The sequence below is a fragment of the Variovorax sp. GW823-FHT04B03 genome (assembly GCF_058796495.1).
This window is the reverse complement of the sequence record NZ_JBXAIT010000001.1, coordinates 1207060-1232657: the sequence shown is the minus strand read 5'-3', so window position 1 is coordinate 1232657 and position 25598 is coordinate 1207060. Positions and strand designations below refer to the sequence as shown.

The 25598-nt window shown below is 68.2% G+C and carries 26 protein-coding genes; 9 read left to right on the top strand and 17 right to left on the bottom strand.

The window, feature by feature from the left end; all coding sequences use genetic code 11:
- Nucleotides 1-85 precede the first annotated feature (85 nt).
- Together AC1RAD_RS05565 and AC1RAD_RS05560 are read right to left on the bottom strand one after the other, a co-directional pair.
- Nucleotides 86-1246, bottom strand: coding sequence for a porin (locus AC1RAD_RS05565; RefSeq protein ID WP_492734137.1), 1161 nt, complete (start codon nucleotides 1244-1246; stop codon nucleotides 86-88).
- A 158-nt stretch (nucleotides 1247-1404) separates the two neighbouring features.
- Nucleotides 1405-2412, bottom strand: coding sequence for a bile acid:sodium symporter family protein (locus AC1RAD_RS05560; protein WP_492734136.1), 1008 nt, complete (start codon nucleotides 2410-2412; stop codon nucleotides 1405-1407).
- A gap of 70 nt (nucleotides 2413-2482) precedes the next feature.
- Here AC1RAD_RS05560 and AC1RAD_RS05555 point away from each other — a divergent pair, with 70 nt between their 5' ends.
- Nucleotides 2483-3409 carry a LysR family transcriptional regulator gene (locus AC1RAD_RS05555; protein WP_062479435.1) on the top strand — a complete coding sequence of 309 codons (927 nt, stop codon included), beginning with the start codon at nucleotides 2483-2485 and terminating at the stop codon, nucleotides 3407-3409.
- Here AC1RAD_RS05555 and AC1RAD_RS05550 read toward each other — a convergent pair.
- Together AC1RAD_RS05550 and AC1RAD_RS05545 are read right to left on the bottom strand one after the other, a co-directional pair.
- Entirely contained in the window at nucleotides 3369-3791 is a 423-nt protein-coding gene (locus AC1RAD_RS05550; protein ID WP_062479432.1) for a response regulator, read from the bottom strand. The two genes, AC1RAD_RS05555 and AC1RAD_RS05550, sit on opposite strands and share 41 nt — an antisense overlap.
- A gap of 110 nt (nucleotides 3792-3901) precedes the next feature.
- On the bottom strand, nucleotides 3902-4888 hold the full coding sequence (locus tag AC1RAD_RS05545) for a quinone oxidoreductase family protein (RefSeq protein ID WP_492734135.1): 987 nt from the start codon (nucleotides 4886-4888) through the stop codon (nucleotides 3902-3904).
- Between the two features lie 109 nt (nucleotides 4889-4997).
- Between AC1RAD_RS05545 and AC1RAD_RS05540 the strand changes: the two genes are divergently transcribed.
- Nucleotides 4998-5912, top strand: a complete 915-nt coding sequence (locus tag AC1RAD_RS05540; RefSeq protein ID WP_492734134.1) for a DMT family transporter — start codon at nucleotides 4998-5000, stop codon at nucleotides 5910-5912.
- Nucleotides 5913-5931: 19 nt separating this feature from the next.
- Here the strand turns inward: AC1RAD_RS05540 and AC1RAD_RS05535 are convergent, their stop codons facing one another.
- The 11 genes from AC1RAD_RS05535 to AC1RAD_RS05485 form a co-directional block, all read right to left on the bottom strand.
- Nucleotides 5932-6723 carry an SDR family oxidoreductase gene (locus AC1RAD_RS05535; RefSeq protein WP_492734133.1) on the bottom strand — a complete coding sequence of 264 codons (792 nt, stop codon included), beginning with the start codon at nucleotides 6721-6723 and terminating at the stop codon, nucleotides 5932-5934.
- A 40-nt stretch (nucleotides 6724-6763) separates the two neighbouring features.
- On the bottom strand, nucleotides 6764-7717 hold the full coding sequence (locus tag AC1RAD_RS05530) for a DMT family transporter (RefSeq protein WP_492734132.1): 954 nt from the start codon (nucleotides 7715-7717) through the stop codon (nucleotides 6764-6766).
- 21 nt (nucleotides 7718-7738) lie between these two features.
- Nucleotides 7739-9352 carry a gamma-glutamyltransferase family protein gene (locus tag AC1RAD_RS05525; protein WP_369644520.1) on the bottom strand — a complete coding sequence of 538 codons (1614 nt, stop codon included), beginning with the start codon at nucleotides 9350-9352 and terminating at the stop codon, nucleotides 7739-7741.
- A 15-nt stretch (nucleotides 9353-9367) separates the two neighbouring features.
- Complete coding sequence (locus AC1RAD_RS05520) at nucleotides 9368-10339, bottom strand: tripartite tricarboxylate transporter substrate binding protein (protein ID WP_369644521.1); 972 nt, start codon at nucleotides 10337-10339, stop codon at nucleotides 9368-9370.
- Between the two features lie 202 nt (nucleotides 10340-10541).
- A complete protein-coding gene (locus AC1RAD_RS05515) occupies nucleotides 10542-12053 on the bottom strand; it encodes a tripartite tricarboxylate transporter permease (protein ID WP_095743889.1) in 1512 nt (503 codons plus the stop codon).
- A gap of 22 nt (nucleotides 12054-12075) precedes the next feature.
- The gene (locus AC1RAD_RS05510; RefSeq protein WP_095949399.1) at nucleotides 12076-12564 is read right to left on the bottom strand and encodes a tripartite tricarboxylate transporter TctB family protein; all 489 of its coding nucleotides are present in this window, start codon (nucleotides 12562-12564) and stop codon (nucleotides 12076-12078) included.
- 135 nt (nucleotides 12565-12699) lie between these two features.
- Nucleotides 12700-14487, bottom strand: a complete 1788-nt coding sequence (gene tfpB / locus AC1RAD_RS05505) for a type IV pilus assembly ATPase TfpB (RefSeq protein ID WP_307584154.1) — start codon at nucleotides 14485-14487, stop codon at nucleotides 12700-12702.
- Between the two features lie 10 nt (nucleotides 14488-14497).
- A complete protein-coding gene (locus AC1RAD_RS05500; RefSeq protein ID WP_095949400.1) occupies nucleotides 14498-15280 on the bottom strand; it encodes a class I SAM-dependent methyltransferase in 783 nt (260 codons plus the stop codon).
- A complete protein-coding gene (locus AC1RAD_RS05495; RefSeq protein WP_369644524.1) occupies nucleotides 15280-15822 on the bottom strand; it encodes a DNA-deoxyinosine glycosylase in 543 nt (180 codons plus the stop codon). The genes AC1RAD_RS05500 and AC1RAD_RS05495 overlap by 1 nt, the downstream gene beginning before the upstream one ends.
- Before the next feature lie 105 nt (nucleotides 15823-15927).
- Nucleotides 15928-16413, bottom strand: a complete 486-nt coding sequence (locus tag AC1RAD_RS05490; RefSeq protein WP_062479399.1) for a hypothetical protein — start codon at nucleotides 16411-16413, stop codon at nucleotides 15928-15930.
- A gap of 130 nt (nucleotides 16414-16543) precedes the next feature.
- Nucleotides 16544-17404: a TatD family hydrolase gene (locus AC1RAD_RS05485; protein WP_159274998.1), complete on the bottom strand. Its 861-nt coding sequence runs from the start codon at nucleotides 17402-17404 to the stop codon at nucleotides 16544-16546.
- Between the two features lie 89 nt (nucleotides 17405-17493).
- Here AC1RAD_RS05485 and AC1RAD_RS05480 point away from each other — a divergent pair, with 89 nt between their 5' ends.
- The 4 genes from AC1RAD_RS05480 to AC1RAD_RS05465 are packed head-to-tail and all read left to right on the top strand — an operon-like array spanning nucleotide 17494 to nucleotide 21548.
- Nucleotides 17494-18492, top strand: a complete 999-nt coding sequence (locus AC1RAD_RS05480; RefSeq protein WP_070063643.1) for a S1C family serine protease — start codon at nucleotides 17494-17496, stop codon at nucleotides 18490-18492.
- Between the two features lie 20 nt (nucleotides 18493-18512).
- On the top strand, nucleotides 18513-19538 hold the full coding sequence (locus AC1RAD_RS05475; protein ID WP_070063644.1) for an AAA family ATPase: 1026 nt from the start codon (nucleotides 18513-18515) through the stop codon (nucleotides 19536-19538).
- Nucleotides 19519-20514 carry a DUF58 domain-containing protein gene (locus tag AC1RAD_RS05470; RefSeq protein WP_159274999.1) on the top strand — a complete coding sequence of 332 codons (996 nt, stop codon included), beginning with the start codon at nucleotides 19519-19521 and terminating at the stop codon, nucleotides 20512-20514. Before AC1RAD_RS05475 ends, AC1RAD_RS05470 begins: the two co-directional genes overlap by 20 nt.
- Entirely contained in the window at nucleotides 20511-21548 is a 1038-nt protein-coding gene (locus AC1RAD_RS05465; RefSeq protein WP_062478619.1) for a VWA domain-containing protein, read from the top strand. The genes AC1RAD_RS05470 and AC1RAD_RS05465 overlap by 4 nt, the downstream gene beginning before the upstream one ends.
- On the opposite strand, the gene AC1RAD_RS05460 is transcribed toward AC1RAD_RS05465, so the two are convergent.
- Nucleotides 21532-22167, bottom strand: coding sequence for a TetR/AcrR family transcriptional regulator (locus AC1RAD_RS05460; protein WP_095743882.1), 636 nt, complete (start codon nucleotides 22165-22167; stop codon nucleotides 21532-21534). The two genes, AC1RAD_RS05465 and AC1RAD_RS05460, sit on opposite strands and share 17 nt — an antisense overlap.
- Before the next feature lie 71 nt (nucleotides 22168-22238).
- Nucleotides 22239-22841: a phenylacetic acid degradation protein PaaY gene (locus tag AC1RAD_RS05455; RefSeq protein WP_095743881.1), complete on the bottom strand. Its 603-nt coding sequence runs from the start codon at nucleotides 22839-22841 to the stop codon at nucleotides 22239-22241.
- A gap of 150 nt (nucleotides 22842-22991) precedes the next feature.
- On the opposite strand from AC1RAD_RS05455, the gene AC1RAD_RS05450 reads away from it, so the two are divergent.
- From AC1RAD_RS05450 to paaK, 3 genes are read left to right on the top strand one after another with little or no spacing between them, the layout of a single operon-like run.
- Nucleotides 22992-23795 carry an enoyl-CoA hydratase-related protein gene (locus AC1RAD_RS05450; RefSeq protein WP_159275000.1) on the top strand — a complete coding sequence of 268 codons (804 nt, stop codon included), beginning with the start codon at nucleotides 22992-22994 and terminating at the stop codon, nucleotides 23793-23795.
- A gap of 1 nt (nucleotide 23796) precedes the next feature.
- Nucleotides 23797-24243, top strand: coding sequence for a hydroxyphenylacetyl-CoA thioesterase PaaI (gene paaI / locus AC1RAD_RS05445; RefSeq protein WP_056578139.1), 447 nt, complete (start codon nucleotides 23797-23799; stop codon nucleotides 24241-24243).
- Between the two features lie 14 nt (nucleotides 24244-24257).
- Nucleotides 24258-25568, top strand: coding sequence for a phenylacetate--CoA ligase PaaK (gene paaK, locus AC1RAD_RS05440; RefSeq protein ID WP_159275001.1), 1311 nt, complete (start codon nucleotides 24258-24260; stop codon nucleotides 25566-25568).
- The last annotated feature ends 30 nt before the right edge of the window (nucleotides 25569-25598 follow it).

Sequence of the window (25598 nt, the reverse complement as noted above, 5' to 3'; positions counted from 1 at the left end):
ATCATGTGAATCGATGCATTGCATGTTCGACGACAGGGACCGTTCGCGTGCGCCGGCAATGCCGCCGCACGCGAACGGAGAACGGTCAGAACGCGTGGCGGATGCCGAAGTCGTAGCCGGTCGAAGAACGCGGCAGGCCCGTGTAGCCCACGCCCGTGCTGCCATAGCCCGTGGTGCTGGCGGCCGTGAGGCTGCCCGTGTAGTTCGCGTCGTTGCGGTTGCTCACGCGCGCCACGGTGGCGTACAGCGCGGTGCGTTTGGACAGGTTGTGCACGTAGCCGATCGCGAGCTTGTTCGCGCGCGGGTCGTCGCCCGTGACGCCGACCGCGCCTTCGTTGTAGCGCACCGTCGAGTACGACGCGCGGATCAGGCCCGCACCCACCGGCATGCTCGCGCCGATCAGGTAGCCGTTGTAGCTGTCGCGGCTGTTGCCCAGTGCCGCGAGGTCGAACTTGTTCTTCACGTTCGACAGCTCGCCGAAGAGCTTGACCGGACCGAAGTCGTACGACGCACCGAGGTTGATGGTCTGCACCTTGCGCGTGAGCGTGGTGGTGTCGGCCGCGACGTTCTGGCCCACCGCCAGCGCGATGTCCAGCGGACCGTTCGCATAGCCGAAACGCCCGCCGACATAGCGCCCGGCACTGCTGCTGGTGGCGGCCGTGGTGTCGGTCGCACTGGTCTTCGTGTTCTCGTTCAGGCTGTACTGCAGCTGGCCGTAGAAGCCGCCGAGGTTGGGCGGCAGGAAGTAGCCGACCATGTTGCTGGCGCGCACGTAGTTCGTGTTGCCCAGCGCGGTGCTGCCACTCACCGTGTTGATCACGCTCGAGCCCGAGCCGTTGGTGCCGAACGGGTCGAACACCGTGTCGTTCCAGAACGTGGCCGTGTAGTCGCGGCCCAGCCGCACTTCGCCGAAGCCGCCCGACAGGCTGACGGTGGAGCGGCGGTTGAAGTTGGCGATGCCGGTGGCGCCGTCGTCGTTGCTGATCGGCGCCTCGAGCCAGAAGCTGGCGGCGAGCCCGCCGCCCAGGTCTTCCGTGCCGCGAAAGCCGATGCGGCTGGAGTTGTAGCCCGAGTTGGCCAGGCTCCATTGGCTCTGCTTGCTGGTGGTGCCCGTGACAGGGTTGCGCGAGGTGGCGCTCTGGTAGCTCACGCCGGCATCGACGACGCCGAACAGGGTGACCGACGATTGGGCAGAGGCCAGGCCGGTGACGGCCAGCGCGGCGAGTGCCGTGAGGGATTTCTTCATTCAGGTTTCTCCGGGGTTTTCAGCTGCTCTTCATCGAGCCGCTGACCGGATGGTCCTGTTCAAAATTGGAGGAATCTGGTGGACACCAGCCCTCCCCTCGCGGGTGTTGTTTTGCGTTCACGCGCCGGCCGGTGCGTGAACGCTCGGCGCCGGACAGACTACTCGGCCGTGCGAAGCGCAGGCGCAGGGGACGTCGCCGCGCGCCGCGCATAGCGCTGCGCCAGCACCGCGCACACCATCAGCTGCATCTGGTGGAACAGCATCAGCGGCAACACGATCGCGCCGACGGCGTGCGAGGCGAACAGCACCTTGGCCATCGGAATGCCGCTCGCCAGGCTCTTCTTGGAGCCGCAGAAGACGATGGTGATCTCGTCCTCGATGTTGAAGCCGAAGCGCCGCGCCATGAACGTCGTCAGGCCCAGCGCCAGCGCCAGCAGCACGCCGCACACCAGCAGCAGGCCCAGCAGCGCGCTCACGGGAATCTGCTTCCAGAGCCCTTCGATCACGGCCGCGCTGAAGGCCGTGTAGACCACCAGCAGGATCGAGCCCTGGTCCACGAACTTCAGCACCGCGGCGCGCTTCTGGATCCACTTGCCGATCAACGGACGCGACAGGTGGCCGATGACGAACGGCACCAGCAGCTGCAGCAGGATGCGCCCGATCGCGTCGAGCGACGACGACGACGCCACCGCGCCGCCTTCAGGCAGCACCACCAAGCTCACCAGCACCGGCGTGATGAACACGCCCAGCAAGGTCGAAGCCGAAGCGCTGCAGATGGCGGCCGGCATGTTCCCCCGCGCCATCGCAGTGAAAGCAATCGCCGACTGCACCGTCGCCGGCAGCACGCACAGGAACAGCACGCCCGTGTACAGCTGCGGCGTCACCAGCGGCCCCAGCACAGGCCGCAGCGCGAGCCCCAGCACCGGGAACAGGATGAAGGTGCAGGCGAACACCAGCAGGTGCAGCCGCCACAGCGTGATGCCCGCCAGGATCGCCTCGCGCGACAGCTTGGCGCCGTGCAGGAAGAACAGCAGCCCGATCGCGACCGTGGTCAGGCCCTCGAAGAAGTGGGCCACGCGGCCGCTGGCGGGCAGCAGGCTGGCCAGGGTGACGACCACGACGAGCGCGATCGTGAAGTTGTCGGGGAGAAAGCGTGAACGTGCCATGGCCTGTATTGGACCTTTCGCCCATTCAAAAGAGAAATGGATTTATCGGATGGATATATGATTTGAGCGCATGAACGTCACGCTGCGCCAACTCCGCGTCTTTCGCTCGGTGGCCGAGGGCCGCAACTTCAGCCGCGCCGGCGACCAGGTGGGCCTGAGCCAGCCGGCGGTGAGCCGGTCGATCTCGGAGCTCGAGGCCCAGCTCGGCCTCAAGCTGCTGGACCGCACCACGCGCGAGGTGGTGCTGACCGAAGCCGGCCACTCGTTCGCGGCCCGGCTCGACCGCGTGCTCGACGAACTCGACCAGACCCTGCAGGACGTGGCCGGCCTGGCCAGCGCGCGCGGCGGCAAGGTGCGCGTGGCCAGCAGCCCCACGCTCTCGGCCAACCTCATGCCCGACTGCATCGCGGCCTGCGCGGTGCAGGCGCCGGGCATCCAGTTCCTGCTGCTCGACCGCATCCAGCAGGACGTGCTGGACAGCGTGCGCAGCGGCGAGGTCGATTTCGGCGTGGTGATCGAGCCCTCGGAAGCCGACGACCTGCACTGCGAGTCGATCCTCAACGACCCCTTCATGGTGGTCACGCTGCCCGGCCACCGGCTGACGGAAAAGAAGGCGTCGGTGAACTGGTCGGCGCTCGACGGCCAGCCGCTGGTGCTGCTCGACCACGCCTCGGGCAGCCGGCGCCTCATCGACCAGGCGCTGGAGCGGCACGGCGCGCGCTGCGATGTGAAGCAGCAGCTGGGCCATGCGACCACCGTGTTCCGCATGGTCGAAGCCGGCATCGGCATCAGCGTGATGCCGGGGCTGTCGCTGCCGCCCGAGGGGCTGGCGCGGCTGGTGGTGCGCCCGCTGGTGCCGAACGTGCAGCGCGCGATCATGCTGATCCGGCGACGCAACCGCGAGCTGTCGCCGCTGGCGCAGCGGGTCTGGCGCATGGTGCGCGAGACGGCGGCGCTCAGTGAGGCGCCCGCGGCCCCGCCGACGAAGGCGCGCTGAAGAAGCGCTCCTGCCGCTGGCGCACGCAGAAGTCGATCAGCTCCTCCACCTCGGTGGCCTTGTCGAATACCGCGTCGGCGCCGAGCTGCGCGCACTTGCGGCGCGTCTCGGGCGTGGCGTGGTTGCTGAGCACCACCATCTTCTGCTTCGGGTCGCGGTTGCGGCAGGCCTCGAGCACGCTGAAGCCCGTACCGTCGCCCAGGAACAGGTCGACGATGGCCAGGTCCCACAGCGCCGGGTTGCGCGTGAGCCAACGCGTGCCCTCCGCCTCCGACTCGGCCTGGCCGACCGGATCGATGCGCGCCATCTCGCGCAACGTGCCCGCCAGGCTGGCGCGCTGGGCGGGGTTGTCTTCGACGATGAAGGCGCGGACGGTGGTCATGGCGGGCTCTGCAAAGGGACAAGTGCAGGCTACAAATTGCGCCCGCCAAAAGTCGAAGGTGTGACACCCCACCGCGCGTAGGACATCACCCGCCGGCCGCTGCGCCGGCCTCAGAGCGTGAGGATGGTGCAGCCCGTGGTCTTGCGCGCCTCGAGGTCGCGGTGCGCCTGCTGCACGTCGGCCAGGGCGTAGCGCTGGTCGATCGGGATCTTCACCGCGCCGCTTTGCACCACCGCGAACAGGTCGTCGGCCATGGCCTGCGTGCGCTCGCGCGTGGCGATGTGCGTGAACAGCGTCGGGCGCGTCACGTAGAGCGAGCCCTTCGAGGCCAGCAGGCCGAGGTTGACCGGCGGCACCGGGCCCGAGCCGTTGCCGAAGATCGCCAGCAGGCCGAAGGGGCGCAGGCTGTCGACGGAGCCTTCGAAGGTGTCCTTGCCTACCGAGTCGTACACCACCTTCACGCCCTGGCCGCCGGTGATCTCCTTCACGCGTGCCGCGAAGTTCTCGGTGCTGTAGTTGATGGCGTGCGCCGCGCCGTGGGCCAGCGCGAGCTGGCACTTGGCGTCGCTGCCGGCCGTGCCGATGAGCTGCAGGCCGAGCGCCTTGGCCCACTGGCAGGCGATGAGGCCGACGCCGCCGGCCGCCGCATGGAACAGCACGAAGTCGCCGGGCTGCAGGCCTTCGGCGGGCAGCGTCTTCTTCAGCAGGTACTGCGCGGTGAGGCCCTTGAGCATCATGGCCGCGCCGGTCTCGAAGGAGATGTCGTCGGGCAGCTTGCACACGCACTTGGCCGGCATCACGCGCAGCTCGCAATACGCGCCGGGCGGCTGGCTCGCGTAGGCGGCGCGGTCGCCCGCCTTCAGGTGCGTCACGCCCTCGCCCACTGCCTCGACGATGCCCGAGGCTTCCATGCCCAGCTGCAGCGGCATCTGGAACGGGTACAGGCCGGTGCGCTGGTAGGTGTCGATGAAGTTCAGGCCCACGGCCTTGTGGCGGATGCGGATCTCGCCGGGGCCGGGCTCGCCCACCTCGACCTCGACGACCTTCAGTTCCTCGGGACCGCCGTGGCGGTCGATACGGACGGCTTTGCTCAACATCGTTGCTGTCTCCACGCAGGGGAAAAAAGAATGGGACGGGCATCGTGCCACGTTTGGCTTTTTCTCGACGCGGCACGGTCTCCGTGCCGGCCCGGTAGAGTCGGCGGCCATGTCGTCCGCATCGAATCACCACCGCCTCACGCCCCTCACCGCCCTTCTGCTCACCGTGCCGCCGCTGCTGTGGGCCGGCAATGCGGTGGTCGGCCGGCTGGTGCGCGCGCTGGTGTCGCCGCTGACGCTGAACTTCGTGCGCTGGGTGATCGCGTTCGTGCTGCTGCTGCCGCTGGCGGCCTGGGTGCTGCGCCGCGACAGCCCGCTGTGGGCGCACTGGAAGCGCTACGCATTGCTGGGCCTGCTGGGCATCGGCCTGTACAACGCCTTCCAGTACCTGGCGCTGCAGACCTCCACGCCGATCAACGTCACGCTGGTGGGCTCCAGCCTGCCCCTGTGGATGCTGGCCGTGGGCACGCTGTGCTTCGGCGCGCGCGTCAGCCGGCGCGCGCTGGGCGGCGCGCTGCTGTCGATGCTGGGCGTGCTGCTGGTCTTGAGCCGCGGCGAGTGGCAGCAGCTGCTGGCGCTGCGGCTGGTGCCGGGCGACCTCTACATGATCGCGGGCACCATCGCCTGGGCCTTCTACAGCTGGCTGCTGGCGCGCACGCACGAGCCCGTCAATGTGCGCAGCGACTGGGCTGCCTTCCTGATGGCACAGCTGGTGTTCGGTGTCGCGTGGTCGGGCGCGCTGGCCACCGGCGAATGGACACTGACCGACGCCCACATCGACCTGGGCTGGCCGCTCATTGCGGCGATGCTGTTCATCGGCATCGGCCCCGCCGTGCTGGCCTACCGCTGCTGGGGCACCGGCGTGCAACGCGCGGGCCCGCAGGCGGCGAGCATCTTCATGAACCTCACGCCGCTGTTCGCGGCCGTGCTGTCAGCGGCCTTCCTCGGCGAGGCGCCGTACTGGTACCACGGCGCCGCCTTCGTGCTGATCGTGGGCGGGATCGTGGTGTCGTCGCGGCGCTGAGCGCGCGCCGCTGCGTCGATCAGTAAGTGCCCGGGTAGGCGCCGCCGTCTGCCAGCACGTTCTGGCCGGTCATGTAGCCGGCCTGCATGCTGCACAGGAACGCGCAGATCGCGCCGAATTCCGCCGGGTTGCCGAAGCGCTTGGCCGGAATGTTCTTCTTGCGCGCTTCCCACACGGTGTCGAAGTCCTGGCCCGACTTCTGCGCCGCGCCGGCCATCGTGCCCTTGAGGCGGTCGGTCTCGAAGGAGCCCGGCAGCAGGTTGTTGATGGTCACGCCCTGCGCCGCCACCGACGTGCGCGCCACGCCGGCCACGAAGCCCGTGAGGCCGCTGCGCGCGCCGTTCGACAGGCCCAGGATGTCGATCGGCGACTTCACCGCGCTCGACGTGATGTTGACGATGCGACCGAAGCCGCGTTTCGCCATGCCGTCGACCGTGGCCTTGATGAGCTCGATGGGCGTGAGCATGTTGGCGTCGACCGCCTTGATCCACGCCTCGCGGTCCCAGTTGCGGAAGTCGCCGGGCGGCGGGCCGCCGGCGTTGGTGACGACGATGTCGAAGTCGTGGCCCAGCGCGAACACGGCCGCGCGGCCGGCTTCGGTGGTGATGTCGGCCGCCACGTGCTTGACGAACGGACCCGACGGTCCGGCCGCTGCCACCAGCTGCTTGGCCGCAGCATCGAGCGCCTCGGCACCGCGCGCCACGATCACCACGTTGACGCCCTCGCGCACCAGCGCCTCGGCGCAGCCGTAGCCCAACCCCTTGCTCGCGCCGCACACGAGTGCGGTCCTGCCTGCAATGCCCAGATCCATGTGTTTGCTCCAGTCGATCGATCGATCGATGCTGCAGGGACTAACGCCCCTTGCGTGTGAAAACGAAGATGCCCGCGATGACGAGCACCGTGCCGGCCGCGATCCACGCGGTGAACGGCTCACCCAGTATGACCACCCCCATGAGGATGGTCGACAGGGGCCCGATCATGCCGGTTTGTGCCGCAATGGCGGGGCCGATGCGCTCGATGGCCATCATCACCATGAGGACAGGCACCGCGGTGCACAGCGTGGCGTTGAGCACCGACAGCCAGATCACCTCGGGCGCCACCGCCATCGCCGCGCTCATCGGCCGCGTCAGCACGAACTGCAGGATGCACAGCACGCAGGCCACGGTGGTCGCCAGCCCCACGAGCCGCAGCGACCCGAGCCGCTTGACGAACTCCCCGCTGTACACGAGGTAGCCCGCATAGCTCACCGCGCTCAGGAACACGAGGAACGCGCCCCAAGCCGCCGCGCCGCCGCCCTTGCCGTCGCCGCCGGTCCACAGCTCGTGGCCGAACACCAGCAGCACGCCGGCGTAGCTCACGACCATGCCGATCACCTGCGGGCGCGTCGGGCGGCGCCGGTACAGCAGCCAGCCGAAGAACAGCACCAGCGTGGGGTTGAGGTAAAGAATCAGCCGCTCGAAGCTGGCCGAGATGTAGGCCAGCCCCGCAAAGTCGAGAAAGCTCGCGAGGTAGTAGCCCGAGAAGCCGAGCCCCAGGATGCCGAGCCAGTCGCGCGTCGTGAGCGCGGGCTTGCCGCGCCCGGCCCACCATGCCATCAGCGCGAACAGCGGCAGCGCGAAGAGCATGCGCAGCATGATGAGCGTGATGGCGTCGACGCCGTAGCGGTACGCCAGCTTGACGATGATGGCCTTGCCGCTGAACGCGATGGCGCCCAGCGTGGCAAGGACGAGGCCGGTGGCGTAGCCCTTGCGGGCGGCCTCGTGTCCGTGCGGGGGAATGCCGACCGATGCGGCTGTCTTGTTCATCCCCCGATCATCCCTTGATCCTCAGTAGCCTGCAGCGAGGCCGTCGCGGCGCGGATCGCTCGCAGCCACGTAGCCTTCGACCGAAGGCTCGCCCGCGCGCCAGATGAACTGGCCGGCGCCGAAGTCCTGGTAGGAGTCGTTGATCACCTCGAGGTGGTGGCCCAGGTCGCGCAGGCCCTGCAACGTGTTGGCATTCATCGCGGCCTCGACGTTGATCTCGAGCCCCGCGTTGAAGCGCCAGCGCGGCGCGTCGCACGCGGCCTGCGGGTTCTGGCCGTAGTCGAGCATGCGCACCAGCGTCTGCATGTGGCCCTGCGGCTGCATGTTGCCGCCCATCACGCCGAAGCTCATCACCGGCTGGCCGTCCTTGGTGAGGAAGGCCGGGATGATGGTGTGGAACGGGCGCTTGCCCGGTGCCACCACGTTCGGGCTCTCGGCCTTGAGGCTGAAGCCGTGGCCGCGGTTCTGCAGGCTGATGCCGAATTCGGGTTCCACGCAGCCCGAGCCGAAGCCCATGTAGTTGCTCTGGATGAAGCTCACCATCATGCCGCTCTCGTCCGCGGCCGTGAGGTAGATGGTGCCGCCCTTGACGGGGTTGCCGGCCTTGAAGTCCTGCGCCTTGTTCACGTCGATAAGTCTCGCACGCGAAGCCAGGTAGGCGTCATCGAGCATTTGCGCGGGGGTCACCGTCATCGACGATGGCTCCGACACGTAGCGGTACACGTCGGCGAAGGCCAGCTTCATGGCCTCGATCTGCAGGTGCTGCGACTGCACCGAGTCGACCGGCAGCGAAGCGATGTCGAACTTCTCGAGGATGCCCAGCGCGATCAGCGCCGCGATGCCCTGGCCGTTCGGCGGGATCTCGTGCAGCGTGTGGCCGCGGTAGTCGCGCGAGATGGGCTTGACCCACTCAGGCTGGTAGGCCGCCATGTCGGCCACGGTGAGCGCGCCGCCCTGTTCCTGCGAGAACTTGGCGATGGCCTCGGCGATCTCGCCGTTGTAGTAGGCCTCGCCCTTGGTGCGGGCGATGGCCTTGAGCGCGCGTGCCGCCGCGGTGAAGCGGAACAGCTCGCCGATCTCGGGCGCGCGGCCCCGGGGCAGGAAGGCCTGGGCGAAGCCCGGCTGCGACTGCAGGATCGGCGTGGCCGCCGCCCACTTGCCCTGCACCACCGGCGGCACGAGGTAGCCGCGCTCGGCGATGTCGATGGCGGGCGCCATCAGGTCGGCGAACGGCAGCTTGCCGAAACGCTCGCTCATCGCGACCCAGCCGCGCACCGCGCCCGGCACCGTGACCGAGTCGATGCCGCGCATCGGCGGCGTGGCGGCGTCGGCGCCGTACTTGGCCTTGAAGTACTCGGGCGTCCAGGCCTTCGGCGCGGGGCCCGAGGCGTTCAGGCCGTGCAGTTCCTTGCCGTCCCACAGGATGCAGAAGGCGTCGCTGCCCAGGCCGTTGCTCACCGGCTCGACCAGCGTCATCACGGCGGCCGTGGCAATGGCCGCATCGACCGCGTTGCCGCCCTGCTGCAGGATGCGCAGGCCGGCCTGCGCGGCCAGCGGGTGCGAGGTCGCGACCACGTTGCGTGCGAAGACCGGGAGGCGGGTCGAGAGGTAGGGATTGTTGAAGTCGAAGTTCATGTCGGCGTGCTCTCGTTAGTCATTCGTGATCTTGCGATCGACGACGATCTTTTTCCACTTGGCGGCGTCAACCGCCACCATCTTTGCGAACTGCTCGGGCGTGCCCGCGTTCGCCGGCTCGATGCCCAGGCGGGCGAGCTTGTCCTTCAGTTCCGGATCGGCCAACGCCTCGTTGGCGGCCTTGTTCACGCGCGCCACGATGTCCGCCGGCAGCCCCTTCGGACCGTAGAAGCCGAACCAGGTGTTCGACTCGAAGCCCGGCAGCGTGTCGGCGATGGGCGGCAGCTCGGGCGCGAGCGGGCTGCGCTTGAGCGAGGTGACGCCCAGTGCGCGCAGGCGGCCGTCGCGCACGTGCGGCATGCCGGTGGGCAGCGAGTCGAACAGCACGTCGACCTTGCCGCTGATGAGGTCGGGCACCGCCAGCGCCGTGCCGCGGTAGGGAATGTGCGTGACGAACACGCCGGCCTGCGCCTTGAACAGCTCCGCCGTGAGCTGCACGATGGTGCCGTTGCCGCTCGATGCGTAGTTGAGCTTGCCGGGGTTCTTCTTGGCGTTGTCGATCCATTCGCGCACCGTCTTGGCGGGCGTGTTGACCGGCACCAGCATGATGCTCGGCGCATCGCCGACGTGGGCGATGGGCGTGAAGTCGCGCACCGTGTCGTAGGGCAGCTTGGGCGTGATGGCCGGACCGATGGCGTGCGTGCTCGTGGTCGCGAGCAGCAGCGTGTAACCGTCGGGCGGCGCCTTGGCCGCGAGGTCGGAACCGATCGCACCGCCGGCGCCGGGCTTGTTGTCGACCACCAGCGTGGCGCCGAGCTTCTCGCCCATCTTCTGGCCCAGCGTGCGGGCAAAGAGGTCGGTGGCGCCGGCCGCCGGGAACGGCACGATCAGGCGGATGGGCCGGTTCGGGTAGTTCTGGGCCAGTGCGGGCACCGCGGCCAGCACCAGCGCAGCCGCGGCAAGCGCGGCGCGGGTGGTTCGTTTCATGGAATTCATTGTGTCCGAGGTGGTGTGTCGGGAGCGCGCCTTGTCCGACGTGGCCGCAGGATTGGACACGCGGGGCATTGAAAAGGGAAATGGATTTATCGGATAGATATATGAATCCGGCGCATCAATCGTGCCACTGCGAAGCCCCAACGAAAAACGGCGCCCGAGGGCGCCGTTTGTGCGTTCAGAGAAAGCCCGTCGATCAGTCTTCGACGAAAGCCTCTTCGCGCTTCGATTTCACCGCGGGCAGCAGCACGATGATCAGCAGCAGCGCCGCGGCGATCAGCAGCCCGGCCGAGATCGGGCGCGTGACGAACACGCTCCAGTCGCCGCGCGACAGCAGCAGCGAACGGCGCAGGTTCTCTTCCATCATCGGGCCCAGGATAAAGCCCAGCAGCAAGGGTGCGGGTTCGCAGCCGAGCTTGAAGAAGGCGTAGCCGATGAAGCCGAACACGCCCACCATCCAGATATCCCAGGTGTTGTTGTTGGTCGAGTACACGCCGATGGCGCAGAACAGCACGATCGCCGGGAACAGGAACTTGTAGGGCACCGACAGCAGCTTGATCCACATGCCGATCAGCGGCAGGTTCAGGATCACCAGCATCGCATTGCCGAGCCACATCGAGGCGATCAGGCCCCAGAACAGCTCGGGGTTGCTGGTCATGACCTGCGGACCCGGCTGGATGTTGTGGATCGTCATCGCGCCCACCATCAGCGCCATCACGGCGTTGGGCGGAATGCCCAGCGTCAGGAGCGGAATGAATGAGGTCTGCGCGCCGGCGTTGTTGGCGGCTTCAGGCGCGGCCACGCCGCGGATGTTGCCCTTGCCGAAGGGCACTTCGCCCGGATGCAGCTTGGTCTTCTTCTCGATGGTGTAGGCCGCGAAAGCCGACAGCAGCGCACCGCCACCGGGCAGGATGCCCAGCGACGAACCCAGCGCGGTGCCGCGCAGCACGGCGGGCAGCATGCGCTTGAAGTCTTCCTTGGTCGGGAACAGGCCCGAGACCTTGGCGGTGAACACTTCGCGCTCTTCGTCCGGACGCGACAGGTTGGCGATGATTTCGCCGTAACCGAACACGCCCATGGCGATGGCCACGAAGCCGATGCCGTCGGTGAGTTCAGGCACGTCGAAGCTGAAGCGCGCGACACCCGAGTTCACGTCGGTACCGACCAGGCCCAGCAGCAGGCCCAGCACGATCATCGCGATCGCCTTGAGCAGCGAACCCGATGCCAGCACCACGGCACCGATCAGGCCCAGGATCATCAGCGAGAAGTATTCGGCTGGGCCGAACTTGAAGGCCAGCTCGGTCAGCGGCGGTGCGAAGGCGGCAAGAATGAGCGTGCCGACGCAACCTGCGAAGAACGAGCCCAGGCCGGCCGCGGCGAGCGCCGGACCTGCACGGCCCTTGCGTGCCATCTGGTAGCCGTCGATCACGGTCACCACCGACGACGATTCGCCCGGCAGGTTCACCAGAATCGCGGTGGTCGAGCCACCGTATTGCGCGCCGTAGTAGATACCAGCCAGCATGATCAGCGCCGACACGGGCGGCAGCGCGTACGTGGCGGGCAGCAGCATCGCGATGGTCGCGACCGGGCCGATGCCCGGCAGCACGCCGATCAGCGTGCCCAGAATACAGCCGACGAGGCAGTACAGCAGATTCGTGAAGGTGAAGGCAACGCCAAAACCCAGCGAGAGGTGTTCAAACAGTTCCATGGTGTGAGCAGCTTTCTTCGTCTCAACCGGTGATGAAGGTCGGCCAGACCTGGATCTGCAGCTTGAGCGCCCAGATGAAGGCCACATAGCTGCCAACGGCCAGGATGGTGGCCAGGATCAGCACGGTCGGCAGCTTGAACTCGTGGCCGGCGAGGCTGGCGATGATCACGAGCGCGTAGATCGCGATGATCATGCCCATGGCCGGCACGCCGATGCTCGGCAGGCCGCCGAGCAGCACGCCGAAGGCGAGGTTGGCGCCCAGGATGAACACCACTTGCTTCCAGGCCCACTTGCCGATTTTTTCGCCATCGGTCGTTTCAACGGTGAGCCCGCTGAACATGATGCCCAGGCCGATCAGCGCCATCAGGATGCCCAGCATGAGCGGGAAGTAACCCGGACCCATGCGGGCGCCGCTGCCCACGCTGTAGGTGGTGGCGCCCCATGCGAACGCCACGCCCACGACGGTGAACATCAGTCCCGAGAAAAAGTCTTTCTGACTTTTGATTTTCACGAACAGTCTCCTCGAACAATTTCGATGCGGGATTGTCGAGTCAGCCTCCGGTCAGGCCGATGTGGATTCCACTAACCGAAGGGGTAGGGATAACCCGAAATGACTCATGCCTCGTCAGACCCGAGGCACCTGTTTCTACTCGAGAGGAGGCGTTGCGCTGAGCACTTCCTCGATGGTCGTCACGCCTTCGGCCACGCGCAGCGCACCGGCCAGGCGCAGCGGCCGCATGCCGTCGATCACGGCCTGGCGCCGCAGGCCCGTGAGGTTGGGCTCCTTGGTGACCTGGTCCTTGAACGGCTCGGTCACGCTCAGCAGTTCGTACAGGCCCATGCGGCCCATGTAGCCGGTCATGCGGCAATCGACGCAGCCCACCGGCTTGTAGGCGCGCACCGGACCGGTGATCTGCCACGGCTTGACGATGGCCTCGAGGCTCTCGCGCGTGACTGCGTCGTCGGGCTGCTTGCAATGCGGGCACAGCGTGCGCACGAGGCGCTGCGCGAGCACGCCCAGCATCACGGCGGTGATGAGGTACGAGGGCACGCCCAGTTCCATCATCCGCGTGATGGCGCTGGGCGCATCGTTGGTGTGCAGCGTGCTGAACACGAGGTGGCCGGTGAGCGCGGCCTGCACCGCCATCTCGGCGGTGGCGAGGTCGCGGATTTCACCGACCATGATGATGTCCGGGTCCTGCCGCATCAGCGCGCGCAGGCCCTCGGTGAAACCGAAGTCGAGCTGCGGCTGCACCTGCGTCTGGTTGAACGAAGGCTCGATCATTTCGATCGGGTCTTCGACCGTGCTCACGTTGACCTCTTCGGTCGCCACGCGCTTGAGCGTGGAGTACAGCGTGGTGGTCTTGCCCGAGCCCGTGGGCCCTGTCACCAGGATGATGCCGTTGGGCCGCGTGACCAGCTGTTCCCAGCGCTGCGCGTCGTGCTGCGCGAAGCCCAGCGCGTCGAGGTCCTTCACCGCGGTGTCGGGGTCGAAGATGCGCATCACCATCTTCTCGCCGAAGGCGGTCGGCAAGGTCGACAGGCGCATTTCGATTTCGTCGCCGCGCATGTTGCGGGTCTTGATGCGGCCGTCGAGCGGACGGCGCTTTTCGACCACGTCCATGCGGCCCAGGAGCTTGATGCGCGCGACCATCGCGTTCATCACGCCCATGGGCATCTGGTAGGCGGGGTGCAGGATGCCGTCGATGCGAAAGCGGATCACGCCCTGCTCGCGGCGCGGCTCCAGGTGGATGTCGCTGGCGCGCTGGTCGAAGGCGTACTGCCAGAGCCAGTCGACCACCTGCACCACGCTCTGGTCGTTGGCGTCGAGCTGCTTGGTGCTCTTGCCCAGCTCGACCAGCTGCTCGAAGCTCGCGCCGCCGGTGTTGCCGCCGGCCTTCTGCGCGGCGCGCACCGACTTGGCGAGCGCAAAGAATTCGGCCGTGTAGCGCTGGATGTCCGACGGGTTGGCCACCACGCGGCGCACGGTGCGCTTGGACTGGCGCTCGACCTCGGCGATCCAGTCGATGAGAAACGGTTCGGCCGTGGCCACCACCACCTCGTTCGGCAGCACCTGCACGGGCAGCACCTTGTGGCGCTCGGCATACCCGGCGCTCATGGTATCGGCCACCTTGCCCACATCGACCTTGAGCGGATCGATGCGCAGGTAGGCCAGGCCGGCGCGGCCGGCGAGCCATTGCGTGAGCGCCTCGAGGTCGAGCGGCTTGCCGTCGGCCTCGCGCGTCATGGCCACGTTGGCCAGGCGCACCAGCGGCGCCTGGCGGCTCTCGGCCTGGGCGCAGCGCGCGATGGTGCGCTTGGCCTCCATCGGCGAGATCACGCCGTCGGTGGCGAGCCATTCGATCAGGCGACGCAGGTCGAGCGGACCTTCGTGGCGGGCAGCAGCGGAAGCGGCGGCGGGTACAGCGCTCATGAAGCGGGAATCAGGTGGTGAGGGAAAGCGTCATCGGCTTGAACACCCGCAGCCATTTCGGCGCGGGCAGGCCCCAGCGAGTCTGGATGGTTTGGGCGCGCTCGGCAAGCACCTCGCGCTTCGGGCGCGACGGTGTGCGCTGGGCCAGCACCACCGTGTTGCCTTCGCGCGTCGGCTTGAAGGCCCAGACCGCGTCGGCGCCGAAGGCGGCGGCGATTTTCTCGAGGCTGCGCTCGTAGCTCGACGAGCGGCCGAAGAGGTTGACCGTCATGCAGCCGTCTTCGGTGAGCAGCGCGCGGCAGTCGGCATAGAAGGCTTCGCTGTCGAGCACCGGCGCGGCGGCCTCGTGGTCGTACAGGTCGACCTGCAGCGCATCGACCGTGCCCTGCCATTCGGGCTTGCGGATTTCCTCGGCGGCGTCGGCGATCACCACGCGCAGCTTCAGGTCGTCGGCCGGCAGCTTGAACCAGCCGCGGCAGGCCGACACCACCTGCGGGTTCAGCTCGACCGCGGTGGTGCGCATGCGCAGCGTCTTGCGGCTGAACTTGGTGAGCGTGGCCGCGCCCAGGCCCAGCTGCATCGCGTGGCGGTTGCCCACGCCCTTGCTGTCGACGAACAGCAGCCAGGCCATCATGCGCTGCACGTACTCGAGCTCGATCTCGAAAGGCGCGTCGAGCTTCATCGAGCCCTGGACCCATTCGGTGCCCAGGTGCAGGTAGCGGATGTCGCCCCAGTCGGAAAAATTGACTTCGGGCAGGACGAGGGTTTTCTTGGAAGAAGCGGAAGAAGCCATCAGAGAAGGTGGTGGGCAACGAAGACCTCGCGCCAGGCCGCGAGCTTGCGCTCGAAGGACCACGACGCGTTGGCGGGGCTGGTGGAGGGCAGCGAATACACCGGCACCCCGAGGGTGCGCGTGTGGCGTGCGTGCTTGAAGCTCTCGCCGCCGTTGTGGGCGATGGCGGCGAGCTTCGGCAGTTGCAGGCCGGCGATGTCGTTCACGACCGCCGAGCGGATCGCGGTGTCGAGGCTGCCCTCGCGCTCGCAGGCGCCGTACACGTCCCACACGCCGAGGCCGCGATCGAGCAGCCAGTCGCAGCGCGCGCGGTAGCTGTCTGCGCCCGTCGGAAGCAGGGGGTCGGGCCAGAGGGCTTGCAAGATCTTCCAGAACTGATTTTGGGGATGCGCATAGTACTGCTGCCGCTCGAGCGACTTGACGCCAGGAAAGCTACCGAGGATGAGCACACGTGTGTGGGGCGAGACGATGGGCGCAAGGCCGGTCAGCACCGCGGCGGCGCTGGCGGCGACGGTCGGGGACGGGACGGCGGTCGGTTTCATGGGCGGTATCTTGGCATTGCCGCGCGGCGTGCCTGAACGCCCATGAAAAAACCCGCCGAAGCGGGTTCTTTCGTCAAGCACGGGCCGAAGCCCGGTGCATGGAGGTTACGGCTTCTTGGCCGCTTCGTTCTCGGCCGTGCCCGGCACCTTCTCGCCGATCGCCTTGCCGGCGCTGCGCATGCCGTCGGCCGTCTTGTGGCCTGCCGTTTCCACCGCGTCGCCGGTCTTCACGGCTGCCTTCTTGGTGGCGGTGGTGGCCTTCTTCGTGGTGTTCTTGGTGGCGTTCCAGGCCTTCTTGGTGCCGCGCTCGGTGGCGTTGGCTGCCTTCTTGGTGCCGCTCTTGGTGGCATCCCAGGCCTTCTCGGCGCCGCTTTCGGTCGCGTTCACGGCCTTCTTGGTCGTGCTCTTGGTGGCGTCCCAGGCCTTTTCGGTGCCGCGTGCGGTCGCATCGACGGCGTCCTTGCCGGCTTCCTTCACCTTCTCGGTGGTCGTGGGCTCGGCCGCGGTGGTCTGCGCGATGGCCGACACACCGATGGAGGCCAGCGCCAGTGCAAGCGCGACGGGCAGGGTACGAACAAAAGATGTGGTCATGAAAGACTCCTTTTTTGAGTGAAGTGCGGAGTGACGACAGTGCCACTGGACAACCAACGTCACTTCGAACTTCAAGGATGACAGCAAAAAGGGCCCGATGACCTGCGCTGGCGCAACTCGGGAACTTGGCCTACGCGCTGGGCGGACGCCCCTCCGACACGTTCAGCAGACTTTGGAGCTTCGGCAGGGCTGCCACCGCATTGCGCGTGGTGTTTTCGGCCAGCGACGCGATGTCGATGCCCCGCAGCTGCGCGACCACTTCGGCGATGCGCGGCAGCTCGCCGGGCTCGTTGCGGCCCTGCGCCTGGCCCGCGTCGCGCTGCGCCTGCGTGCGGTACAGCCAGTGCGGCTGGATGTCGGGCGCGTCGGTTTCCATCACCAGCGCGTCCATCGGCAAGGTGGCCGCGAGGCGGCGCAGCTGCAGCGCGCGCTCGAAGGTCACGGCGCCGCCGAAGCCCAGCTTCAGGCCGATCTCGATGCAGGCCTGCGCCTGCTGCTCGCTACCGTTGAACGCGTGGGCGATGCCGTGCCACGGCCGCCCTCCCGCGGTCTGGCGCAGATGCTTGAGCACCTTGTCGACCGAGCGCCGCACATGGATGAGCACGGGCAGCCCGTGCTTGCGCGCCAGTTGCAACTGAGTGTGAAAGAAGCGTTCCTGTCTATCGGCGTCCAGGCCTTCCACGAAGTAGTCGAGCCCGATCTCGCCGACCGCCACCAGGCGCGGATCGTCGCGCCGCGCGTGCAGTTCGGCATCGAGCGTCTGCAGGTCGGCATCGCTCGCCTGCCCCGTGCACAGCGGGTGGATGCCCAGCGCGTAGGCGTCGCCCTGCGCGTGGGCCAGTTCGCGCACGGTGGCGAAGTTGAAGGCCGCCACCGCCGGAATGACGCACAGCACCACGCCCTGCGCCGCCGCGCGGGCGCGGATGACGGGCATCTCGGCACCGAATTCGGGCGCATCGAGGTGACAGTGGGTATCGACAAACGCAGCCATCGCGCGATGATGCCCGAAGGGATGCACAGGCGCGGAAAGCGTGCTACTGTGAACTCCTTCACGCGTCCTTTTTTGCCGGAGGTGCTCCGATGCGCAGGCCCGCTTTCTACAGCCGCTCGCCCCGCACGCTGCCGCCGGCCGCAGCACCGGCGGCCGGGTCGCCGGCGGATGCCGCGGCTGTGGCCGAGGCCGACGCCGTGCAAGCCCCACCCCCTCGCGCACGCTGGCAGCCCGGGCGCCGCGCCTTCGCACTGCTCACCGTCAGCTGCATCGCCATCGCCGCCGGCGGCGCCTTCTGGGCACCGCGCCAGGGCGCCAAGGCGCTCACGCAGAAAGACATCGACGCCGCCGTGCTGCGCACGCTGCAGACCGCCACCCTGCCCTCGCCCGCGGCCAAGGCCGCCGACATCGTGCGGCCCTCGGTGGTGCGCGTGGTCGGCTACGGCCCCGAGAAGGCCACGCCCGAGGCCAAGACCCAGAAGCGTGGCCGCAACATGGCCAAGGGCAAGCCGCCCGAGGCGCCCGCCGACGGCGGCACGCCGGGCGAGGTCGAGCGCGGCGTGGGCACGGGCGTGGTGATCGTCGACAAGGGCGTGATCCTCACCAACCTGCACGTGGTCGCCGGCGCCGAGAAGATCAAGGTCACTTTCGCCGACGGGCTCGAAGCGGTGGCCGTCATCACCGGCGTGCAGCCCGAGAACGACCTGGCCGTGCTGCAGGCCCAGAAGATTCCCGACGACCTGATCCCCGCCGTGATGCGCTCCACCGCCGACCTGCGCTCCGGCGACCAGGTGGCGGCCGTGGGCTTTCCGTTCGGCATCGGGCCCTCGGTGTCGGCCGGCGTGGTGTCGGGACTGAAGCGCTCCTTCCGCTCGCCCGAGGGCAAGCAGGAGCTGGGTAACCTGATCCAGTTCGACGCCGCCGCCAACCCCGGCAATTCGGGCGGCCCGCTCATCAACATGGACGGCGAGGTGCTGGGCATCGTCACCGCCATCCTCAACCCGACGCAGCAGCGCACCTTCATCGGCATCGGCTTCGCGGTGCCGATCGAGAACGCCGCTTCGGCGGCCGGCTCGCCGCCTTTCTGATTTCTTCGAAAGCCCTTCGCATGAGCACAGAAAACCCGACCTCGTCGACCTTTGCAACAGCCCCCGCCACCGCCGAGCTGATGGAGCAGATCCTCTACGAGGTGAAGCGCGTGGTCGTGGGGCAGGATCGCTTTCTCGAGCGCGTGATGGTCGCGATGCTCGCAGGCGGCCACCTGCTGGTCGAAGGCGTGCCGGGGCTGGCCAAGACGCTCACCATCAAGACGCTGGCCGACACCGTGCGCGGCCAGTTCAAACGCATCCAGTTCACGCCCGACCTGGTGCCGGCCGACCTCGTGGGCACGCGCATCTACAACCAGAAGACGGGCGAGTTCAGCACCTCGCTGGGCCCGGTGTTCGCCAACCTGCTTTTGGCCGACGAAATCAACCGCGCGCCGGCCAAGGTGCAAAGCGCGCTGCTCGAGGTGATGCAGGAGCGCCAGGTCACCATCGCCGGCGAAACGCACAAGGTGCCGCGCCCCTTTCTCGTGATGGCGACGCAGAACCCGATCGAGACCGAGGGCACCTACCCGCTGCCTGAGGCGCAGGTCGATCGTTTCATGATGAAGGTCATGGTCGACTACCCGAGCGATGAAGAAGAGTTCGTGATCGTGCAACGCGTGATCGGCCCGCCCGTCTCGGCCACGCCGGTCGCCACCACCGAACAGCTGGCCGAGCTGCAGGCCGAGGCGCGGCGCGTGTACGTCGACCCTTCGCTGATCCAGTACGCCGTCAAGCTCGTGTCGGCCACGCGCACGCCCGAGAAGCACGGCCTGAAGGACCTGCGCCGCTTCATCACCTTCGGCGCCAGCCCGCGCGCGAGCATCAGCCTCACCGAAGGCGCGCGCGCCCTGGCGCTGCTGCGCGGTCGCAGCTACGCGCTGCCCGAAGACATGAGCGCGCTGGTGCCCGATGTGCTGCGCCACCGCGTGACGCTGTCCTACGAGGGCCTGTCCGAAGGGCTCACGCCCGACGGGCTGATCGAGAAGATCATGAAGGCCGTTCCCGCTCCCCCCAAGCCCCTCGAACATGAAAAGCTGGTGGCGTAAGGCCCCCGAGGCCGCGAACGACGAACGGCTCGCGATCGAAGCCGGCGGGGCCGAACGCGCGCTGCGCCGGCTCGAATGGACCGTGATCCGCCGCCTCGACGGCCTGCTGCAGGGCGACTACCGCACGCTCATGCGCGGCACCGGCCTGGACCTGGCCGACCTGCGCGAGTACCAGCACCACGACGACGTGCGCCACATCGACTGGAACGTCACCGCGCGGCTGCAGACGCCGCACGTGCGCGTGTTCACCGAAGACCGCGAGATGGCCGCGTGGTTCGTGCTCGACCTGAGCCGCTCGGTCGACTTCGGCTCGGGCCTGAAGGCCAAGCGCGAGATCTCGGCCGGCTTCGTCGGCGTGCTCGCGCGGCTGCTCACGCGGCACGGCAACCGGGTCGGCGCACTGGTCTACGGCCGCGACCTCGAGGCCGTGATCCCGCCGCGCACCGGCCGCCGCCATGTGCTGCACCTGCTGCACGCGATGGAAAAGCGCGCGAACCAGGCCGAAGCCGCGCCCGCGCAGAAAGGCATGACCCGCCTGGCCGACCTGCTGACCTCCGCCGCAGCGCTCATGCCGCGCCGCTCCACCGTGTTCGTGGTGTCCGACTTTCTCAGCGAGCCCGGCTGGGAGCGCCCGCTGGGCCAGCTGGTGCAACGGCACGAAGTGATTGCCGTGCGCCTCTTCGATCCGCTCGAGCTCGAGCTGCCCGACCTCGGCCTGGTGCCGCTGCGCGACGCCGAGACCGGCGAGCAGCTGTGGGTCGACACCCATGACGCGGGGTTCCGCAAACGCTTCGCGCGGCTGGCCGCCGAACGCGAGACCACCCTGCGCGAGTCGCTGGCCCGGGCCGGCGTCGACGCCCTCGAACTCTCGACCAACGACGATCTGGTCGAAGCCATCGTGCGATTCGCGGACCTGCGCAAGCGCCGGGTCCGCGGCGTCGCAGCGGGTGGCGGGAAGGCGGTGGTGGCGGCATGACATTCCTCTGGCCTCAATTCCTCTGGCTGCTGGCGGCCTTGCCGCTGCTGGTGCTCCTGTATGTCTGGCTGATCCGCCGCAAGAAGAAGATGGCGGTGCGCTACGCCAGTCTGTCGATCGTGCGCGAGGCCATGGGCCCGGGCCAGAGCCTGCGGCGTCACATCCCGCCGCTGCTGTTCCTGGTGGCCATCACCGCGATGCTCGTGGCGGCGGCGCGGCCGATGGCGGTGGTGGTGCTGCCGTCGAACCAGCAGACCATCATCCTGGCAATGGACGTGTCGGGCAGCATGCGCGCGGCCGACGTGCAACCCAACCGGCTGGTGGCGGCGCAGGAAGCGGCCAAGAGCTTCATCAAGGACCTGCCGCGCCATGTGAAGGTGGGCATCGTCGCCTTCGCGGGCAGCGCACAGGTGGCGCAGCTGCCCACCACCAACCACGACGACCTCGTGACGGCCATCGACAGCTTCCAGCTGCAGCGCGCCACGGCCACGGGCAACGCCATCGTGGTGTCGCTGGCCACGCTGTTCCCCGACGCGGGCATCGACATCTCGCAGTTCAGCGCGCCCAGCCGCCAGCGCGGCATCCCGATCGACCAGAACGAGAAGCAGCTCAAGGAGTTCACGCCCGTGGCGCCCGGCTCGTTCACCTCGGCCGCGATCATCATGCTGACCGACGGCCAGCGCACCACCGGCGTCGACCCGCTGGACGCCGCCAAGGCCGCGGCCGACCGCGGCGTGCGCATCTACACGGTGGGCGTGGGCACGGTCGACGGCGAGACCATCGGCTTCGAAGGCTGGTCGATGCGCGTGCGGCTGGACGAAGAAACCCTCAAGGCCATCGCCAACAAGACCAGCGCCGAATATTTCTACGCCGGCACCGCGAGCGACCTGAAGAAGGTCTACGAGACGCTGAGCTCCAAGCTCACCGTCGAGAAGAAGGAAACCGAGATCTCGGCGCTGTTCGCGCTGGGCGCGGCGGTGCTCACGCTGCTGTCGGCGGGGCTGTCGCTGCTCTGGTTCAACCGGATTCTTTAGCGCTGTTTTCTGCCACGGCGGGCGGCAGCTTCACCGCCCCCACCCCGCCCAGGAACAGGTCGGCCACGATCGGCGCGATGGCCGCGTGGTCGAGCCGGCCGCCGGGCTTCATCCAGGTGAACATCCAGTTGATCATGCCGAACAGCAGCATGGTCAGCGGCTTGGCGAGCTCGTCGCTCGGCGCGCCGGGGCGCAGCGCCGACACGGCGCGCGCAAAGCCCGCGACCACGGCGCGTTCCTGGTCGAGCACGCGCTCGCGGTCTTCGTCCTCGAGAAAGCGCACGTCGTCGGTCAGCACGCGGTGCGCGTCCTGCGCGCCGGCGTACTCCTCGACGATGCGGTAGATGAAGCGGCGCAGCCGCTCCTCGTCGGTGGACGGCTGGGCCTCTTCCTCGGCCACCAGGGCCGCCAGCTTCGAGACGTGCGTCTCGGCGATGCTGATGAGCAGGCTGCTCTTGTCCTTGTAGTAGTGGTAGAGCGTGGCCTTCGACAGGTTGCAGGCCTCGGCGACCTGGTTCATCGAGGTCGCGGGGTAGCCGCGGCGGGCGAACAGCTGGGCGGCCTGCGCGAGGATCAGTTCGCGCTGGTCGTCGTAGGTGGCGGATCTTCCACGCGGCATCGGGTCTTCTTCCTGGGTTGTCTGTCGGTTGCTGGCGTGCAGCAGGCTCGATCTTGCATGAAGCCGCAGGGCTAGCCGCGGCGGGTGGCGATCAGGGATTTCACGTCGGTGGCGGGCAGGCGCGGCCGGTCTTTTTCCACCTCGGCGAGCGGCGCCACCTCGTGCAGGCTGGCCAGGCTGCGCACCGTCAGCGCCTGGTAGGTCTGCGTGCCTTCGAGCTTCCAGGCGATCTCTTCGTCGCTGAGCTCGCGCCGCACCTTGGCTGGGATGCCCGCCGCGAGCGAGCGCGCGGGCACCTTCATGCCGGCGGGCACGAAGGCACAGGCCGCGACGATGGCTTTCTCGCCCACCTCGGCCTCGTCCATCACCACCGCGTTCATGCCCACCAGCGCGTCGCGCCGCACGATGCAGCTGTGCAGGATCGCGCCATGGCCGATGTGGCCGTTGACCTCCACCACCGTGTCGTTGTCGGGAAAGCCGTGGATGCAGCAGTGGTCCTGCACGTTGGAGCCCTCCTGCAAGACGATGCGGCCGAAGTCGCCGCGCAGGCTGGCGCAGGGGCCGACGTAGCAGTTGGGGCCGACGATCACGTCGCCGATCAGCACGGCCGTGGGATGCACGTAGGCGCTCGGGTCGACGACAGGAATCACGCCGTCGATGGAATAGCTGGGCATTCGGTCTCCTTGTTTTTTCGCAGGCCTCAGGGTTTGCCCTGAAGGCACCCCGCTTGTGCCGGAATCGAGGTCGATCCTAAAATCAACCGAACGGTCGGTCAATAGTGTTTACGCACCGAGCCGTCCCCACAAAGGATGAAAGAGACACGCATGACTGAGCCTTTGGTACTCATCAGCAACGCCGGCGCCGTCCGCACGCTGAGCCTGAACCGCCCTGCGGCGCTCAACAGCTTCACGACCGGGTTGCACGCCGAGCTGCTGGCCGCGCTCGAAGCCGCGGCCGCCGACAGCAGCGTGCGCTGCGTGGTGCTCACCGGCGCCGGCCGCGCCTTCTGCGCGGGGCAGGACCTGGCCGACCCGTCGGTCGCGCCCGACCCCACGCCGGGCGCCGCGCCCAAGGACCTGGGCCACGTCATCTCCACCTATTACGGCCCGCTGGTCGCGCGCCTGCGCTCGATGCCGGTGCCAGTGGTTGCCGCCGTCAACGGCGTGGCGGCCGGCGCGGGCGCCAACCTCGCGCTGTGCTGCGACCTCGTCGTGGCCGGCCGCTCGGCCAGCTTCATCCAGGCCTTCACCAAGATCGGCCTCGTGCCCGACACCGGCGGCACCTGGCTGCTGCCGCGCCTCGTGGGCCCGGCGCGCGCGCTGGGCATCGCGATGCTGGGCGACAAGCTGCCGGCCGAAGACGCCGCGCGCATCGGCCTCATCTGGCAGTGCGTGGACGACGCGGCCCTGGCCGACACCGCCGCCGCGCTGGCGACGCGCCTGGCCGGCATGCCCACGCGCGCACTCGTCGCCACCCGCGAAGCGATGGCCGCCGCGCAAAACCTCGACCTGGGCGCGGCACTTGCCGAAGAAGCGCGCATCCAACGCGAGATGGGCAACGCCGACGACTACCGCGAAGGGGTCGAGGCTTTCCGCGCCAAGCGCGCCCCGGTGTTCAAGGACCGCTGAGATGACCGACGCTTCCCGCACCCCGCAACAGACCGCCGAGTTCGTGCGCGACGGCATGTTCGCGAACGACAACGCCAGCAAGGGCCTGGGCATGCGCATCGTGGAGGTCGGCCCCGGTCAGGCCACGCTCGAGATGCGCGTGCGCCCCGACATGCTCAACGGCCACGCCATCTGCCACGGCGGCTTCATGGCCACGCTGGCCGACTCCACCTTCGCCTTCGCCTGCAACTCGTACAACGAGCTGACCGTGGCCTCGGGCTTCGCCATCGACTTCCTCGCGCCGGCGCGCGAGGGCGACGTGCTCACCGCGCGCTGCTTCGAAGTCTCCAAGGCCGGCCGCACCGGCGTGTACGACACCGAAATCACCAACCAGCGCGGCGAGCGCATCGCGATGTTCCGCGGTCGCTCGTACACCGCCAAGGGCCGGCCGGCCGTCCCGGCCGCTTGAGGAGACACCCCACCATGACCGTGAAACGCCCCGCCCCCGGCGACCTCGACCCGATCGAAACCGCCAGCCGCGACGAGATCGCCGCCCTGCAACTCACGCGCCTGCGCGCCACGCTGCGCAACGCCTACGACCACGTGCCGCACTACCGCCAGGCCTTCGATGCCAAGGGCGTGCACCCCGACGACCTGAAGTCGCTGGCCGACCTGTCGAAATTCCCGTTCACGGTGAAGACCGACCTGCGCGACAACTACCCCTTCGGCATGTTCGCCGTGCCGCGCACGCAGGTGGCACGCATCCACGCGTCGTCGGGCACCACCGGCAAGCCGACCGTGGTGGGCTACACCAAGAAAGACATCGACACCTGGGCCGACCTCGTTGCGCGCTCGATCCGCGCGGCAGGCGGACGGCCCGGCGACATGATCCATGTGGCCTACGGCTACGGCCTCTTCACGGGCGGCCTGGGCGCGCACTACGGCGCCGAGCGCGCGGGCTGCACCGTCATCCCGATGTCGGGCGGCCAGACCGAGAAGCAGGTGCAGCTCATCCAGGACTTCAAGCCCGACATCATCATGGTCACGCCCAGCTACATGCAGGTGATCATCGAGCAGTTCGAGCGCCAGGGCCTCGATGCGAAAGACAGCTCGCTCAAGGTCGGCATCTTCGGCGCCGAGCCGTGGACCGAGGCCATGCGCCGCGACATCGAGACCCGCGCCGGCATCGACGCCGTCGACATCTACGGCCTCTCCGAAGTGATGGGCCCGGGCGTGGCCAGCGAATGCGTCGAGAGCAAGGACGGCCCGGTGATCTGGGAAGACCACTTCTACCCCGAGATCATCGACCCCGAAACGGGCGAGCTGAAGGCCGACGGCGAAGAAGGCGAACTGGTCTTCACCTCGCTGAGCAAGGAGGCCATGCCCATCGTGCGCTACCGCACGCGCGACCTCACGCGCCTGTTGCCGCCCACCTCGCGGTCGTTCCGCCGCATGGGCAAGATCGTCGGGCGCAGCGACGACATGATGATCATCCGCGGCGTGAACGTCTTCCCCACGCAGGTGGAAGAGATCGTGCTCGCGCACAGCGCCCTCACCGGCCTGTACCAGGTGCGCGTGAGCCGCGAAGGCCTGCTCGACCAGGTCGAGGTGCACTGCGAACTCACGCCGCACGAAGCCGCCGCGGCCGACCGCAACGCGATTTCCGAGTGGGTGCAGCACCGCGTGAAGACGCTGATCGGCATCTCCACCCGCGTGGTCGTGCACGGCCCCGACGAAATGGAACGCACGCAGACCGGCAAGGCCCGGCGCGTCGTCGACACGCGCCCGCGCTGAGCGCCCGCGCGCCCCACACACCGCACCGAA

Excerpts from the sequence above, each read along its gene's own strand:
- AC1RAD_RS05465 (WP_062478619.1), top strand. The coding sequence starts at position 20,511 with ATGACATTCCTCTGGCCTCAATTCCTCTGGCTGCTGGCGGCCTTGCCG.
- AC1RAD_RS05500 (WP_095949400.1), bottom strand. The coding sequence starts at position 15,280 with ATGGCTTCTTCCGCTTCTTCCAAGAAAACCCTCGTCCTGCCCGAAGTC.
- AC1RAD_RS05555 (WP_062479435.1), top strand. The coding sequence starts at position 2,483 with ATGAACGTCACGCTGCGCCAACTCCGCGTCTTTCGCTCGGTGGCCGAG.
- paaK (WP_159275001.1), top strand. The coding sequence starts at position 24,258 with ATGACCGTGAAACGCCCCGCCCCCGGCGACCTCGACCCGATCGAAACC.
- tfpB (WP_307584154.1), bottom strand. The coding sequence starts at position 14,487 with ATGAGCGCTGTACCCGCCGCCGCTTCCGCTGCTGCCCGCCACGAAGGT.
- AC1RAD_RS05540 (WP_492734134.1), top strand. The coding sequence starts at position 4,998 with ATGTCGTCCGCATCGAATCACCACCGCCTCACGCCCCTCACCGCCCTT.
- AC1RAD_RS05490 (WP_062479399.1), bottom strand. The coding sequence starts at position 16,413 with ATGACCACATCTTTTGTTCGTACCCTGCCCGTCGCGCTTGCACTGGCG.
- AC1RAD_RS05565 (WP_492734137.1), bottom strand. The coding sequence starts at position 1,246 with ATGAAGAAATCCCTCACGGCACTCGCCGCGCTGGCCGTCACCGGCCTG.
- AC1RAD_RS05530 (WP_492734132.1), bottom strand. The coding sequence starts at position 7,717 with ATGAACAAGACAGCCGCATCGGTCGGCATTCCCCCGCACGGACACGAG.
- AC1RAD_RS05535 (WP_492734133.1), bottom strand. The coding sequence starts at position 6,723 with ATGGATCTGGGCATTGCAGGCAGGACCGCACTCGTGTGCGGCGCGAGC.
- AC1RAD_RS05470 (WP_159274999.1), top strand. The coding sequence starts at position 19,519 with ATGAAAAGCTGGTGGCGTAAGGCCCCCGAGGCCGCGAACGACGAACGG.
- AC1RAD_RS05485 (WP_159274998.1), bottom strand. The coding sequence starts at position 17,404 with ATGGCTGCGTTTGTCGATACCCACTGTCACCTCGATGCGCCCGAATTC.
- AC1RAD_RS05550 (WP_062479432.1), bottom strand. The coding sequence starts at position 3,791 with ATGACCACCGTCCGCGCCTTCATCGTCGAAGACAACCCCGCCCAGCGC.
- AC1RAD_RS05515 (WP_095743889.1), bottom strand. The coding sequence starts at position 12,053 with ATGGAACTGTTTGAACACCTCTCGCTGGGTTTTGGCGTTGCCTTCACC.
- paaI (WP_056578139.1), top strand. The coding sequence starts at position 23,797 with ATGACCGACGCTTCCCGCACCCCGCAACAGACCGCCGAGTTCGTGCGC.
- AC1RAD_RS05450 (WP_159275000.1), top strand. The coding sequence starts at position 22,992 with ATGACTGAGCCTTTGGTACTCATCAGCAACGCCGGCGCCGTCCGCACG.
- AC1RAD_RS05545 (WP_492734135.1), bottom strand. The coding sequence starts at position 4,888 with ATGTTGAGCAAAGCCGTCCGTATCGACCGCCACGGCGGTCCCGAGGAA.
- AC1RAD_RS05560 (WP_492734136.1), bottom strand. The coding sequence starts at position 2,412 with ATGGCACGTTCACGCTTTCTCCCCGACAACTTCACGATCGCGCTCGTC.
- AC1RAD_RS05480 (WP_070063643.1), top strand. The coding sequence starts at position 17,494 with ATGCGCAGGCCCGCTTTCTACAGCCGCTCGCCCCGCACGCTGCCGCCG.
- AC1RAD_RS05525 (WP_369644520.1), bottom strand. The coding sequence starts at position 9,352 with ATGAACTTCGACTTCAACAATCCCTACCTCTCGACCCGCCTCCCGGTC.
- AC1RAD_RS05455 (WP_095743881.1), bottom strand. The coding sequence starts at position 22,841 with ATGCCCAGCTATTCCATCGACGGCGTGATTCCTGTCGTCGACCCGAGC.
- AC1RAD_RS05475 (WP_070063644.1), top strand. The coding sequence starts at position 18,513 with ATGAGCACAGAAAACCCGACCTCGTCGACCTTTGCAACAGCCCCCGCC.
- AC1RAD_RS05520 (WP_369644521.1), bottom strand. The coding sequence starts at position 10,339 with ATGAAACGAACCACCCGCGCCGCGCTTGCCGCGGCTGCGCTGGTGCTG.
- AC1RAD_RS05460 (WP_095743882.1), bottom strand. The coding sequence starts at position 22,167 with ATGCCGCGTGGAAGATCCGCCACCTACGACGACCAGCGCGAACTGATC.
- AC1RAD_RS05495 (WP_369644524.1), bottom strand. The coding sequence starts at position 15,822 with ATGAAACCGACCGCCGTCCCGTCCCCGACCGTCGCCGCCAGCGCCGCC.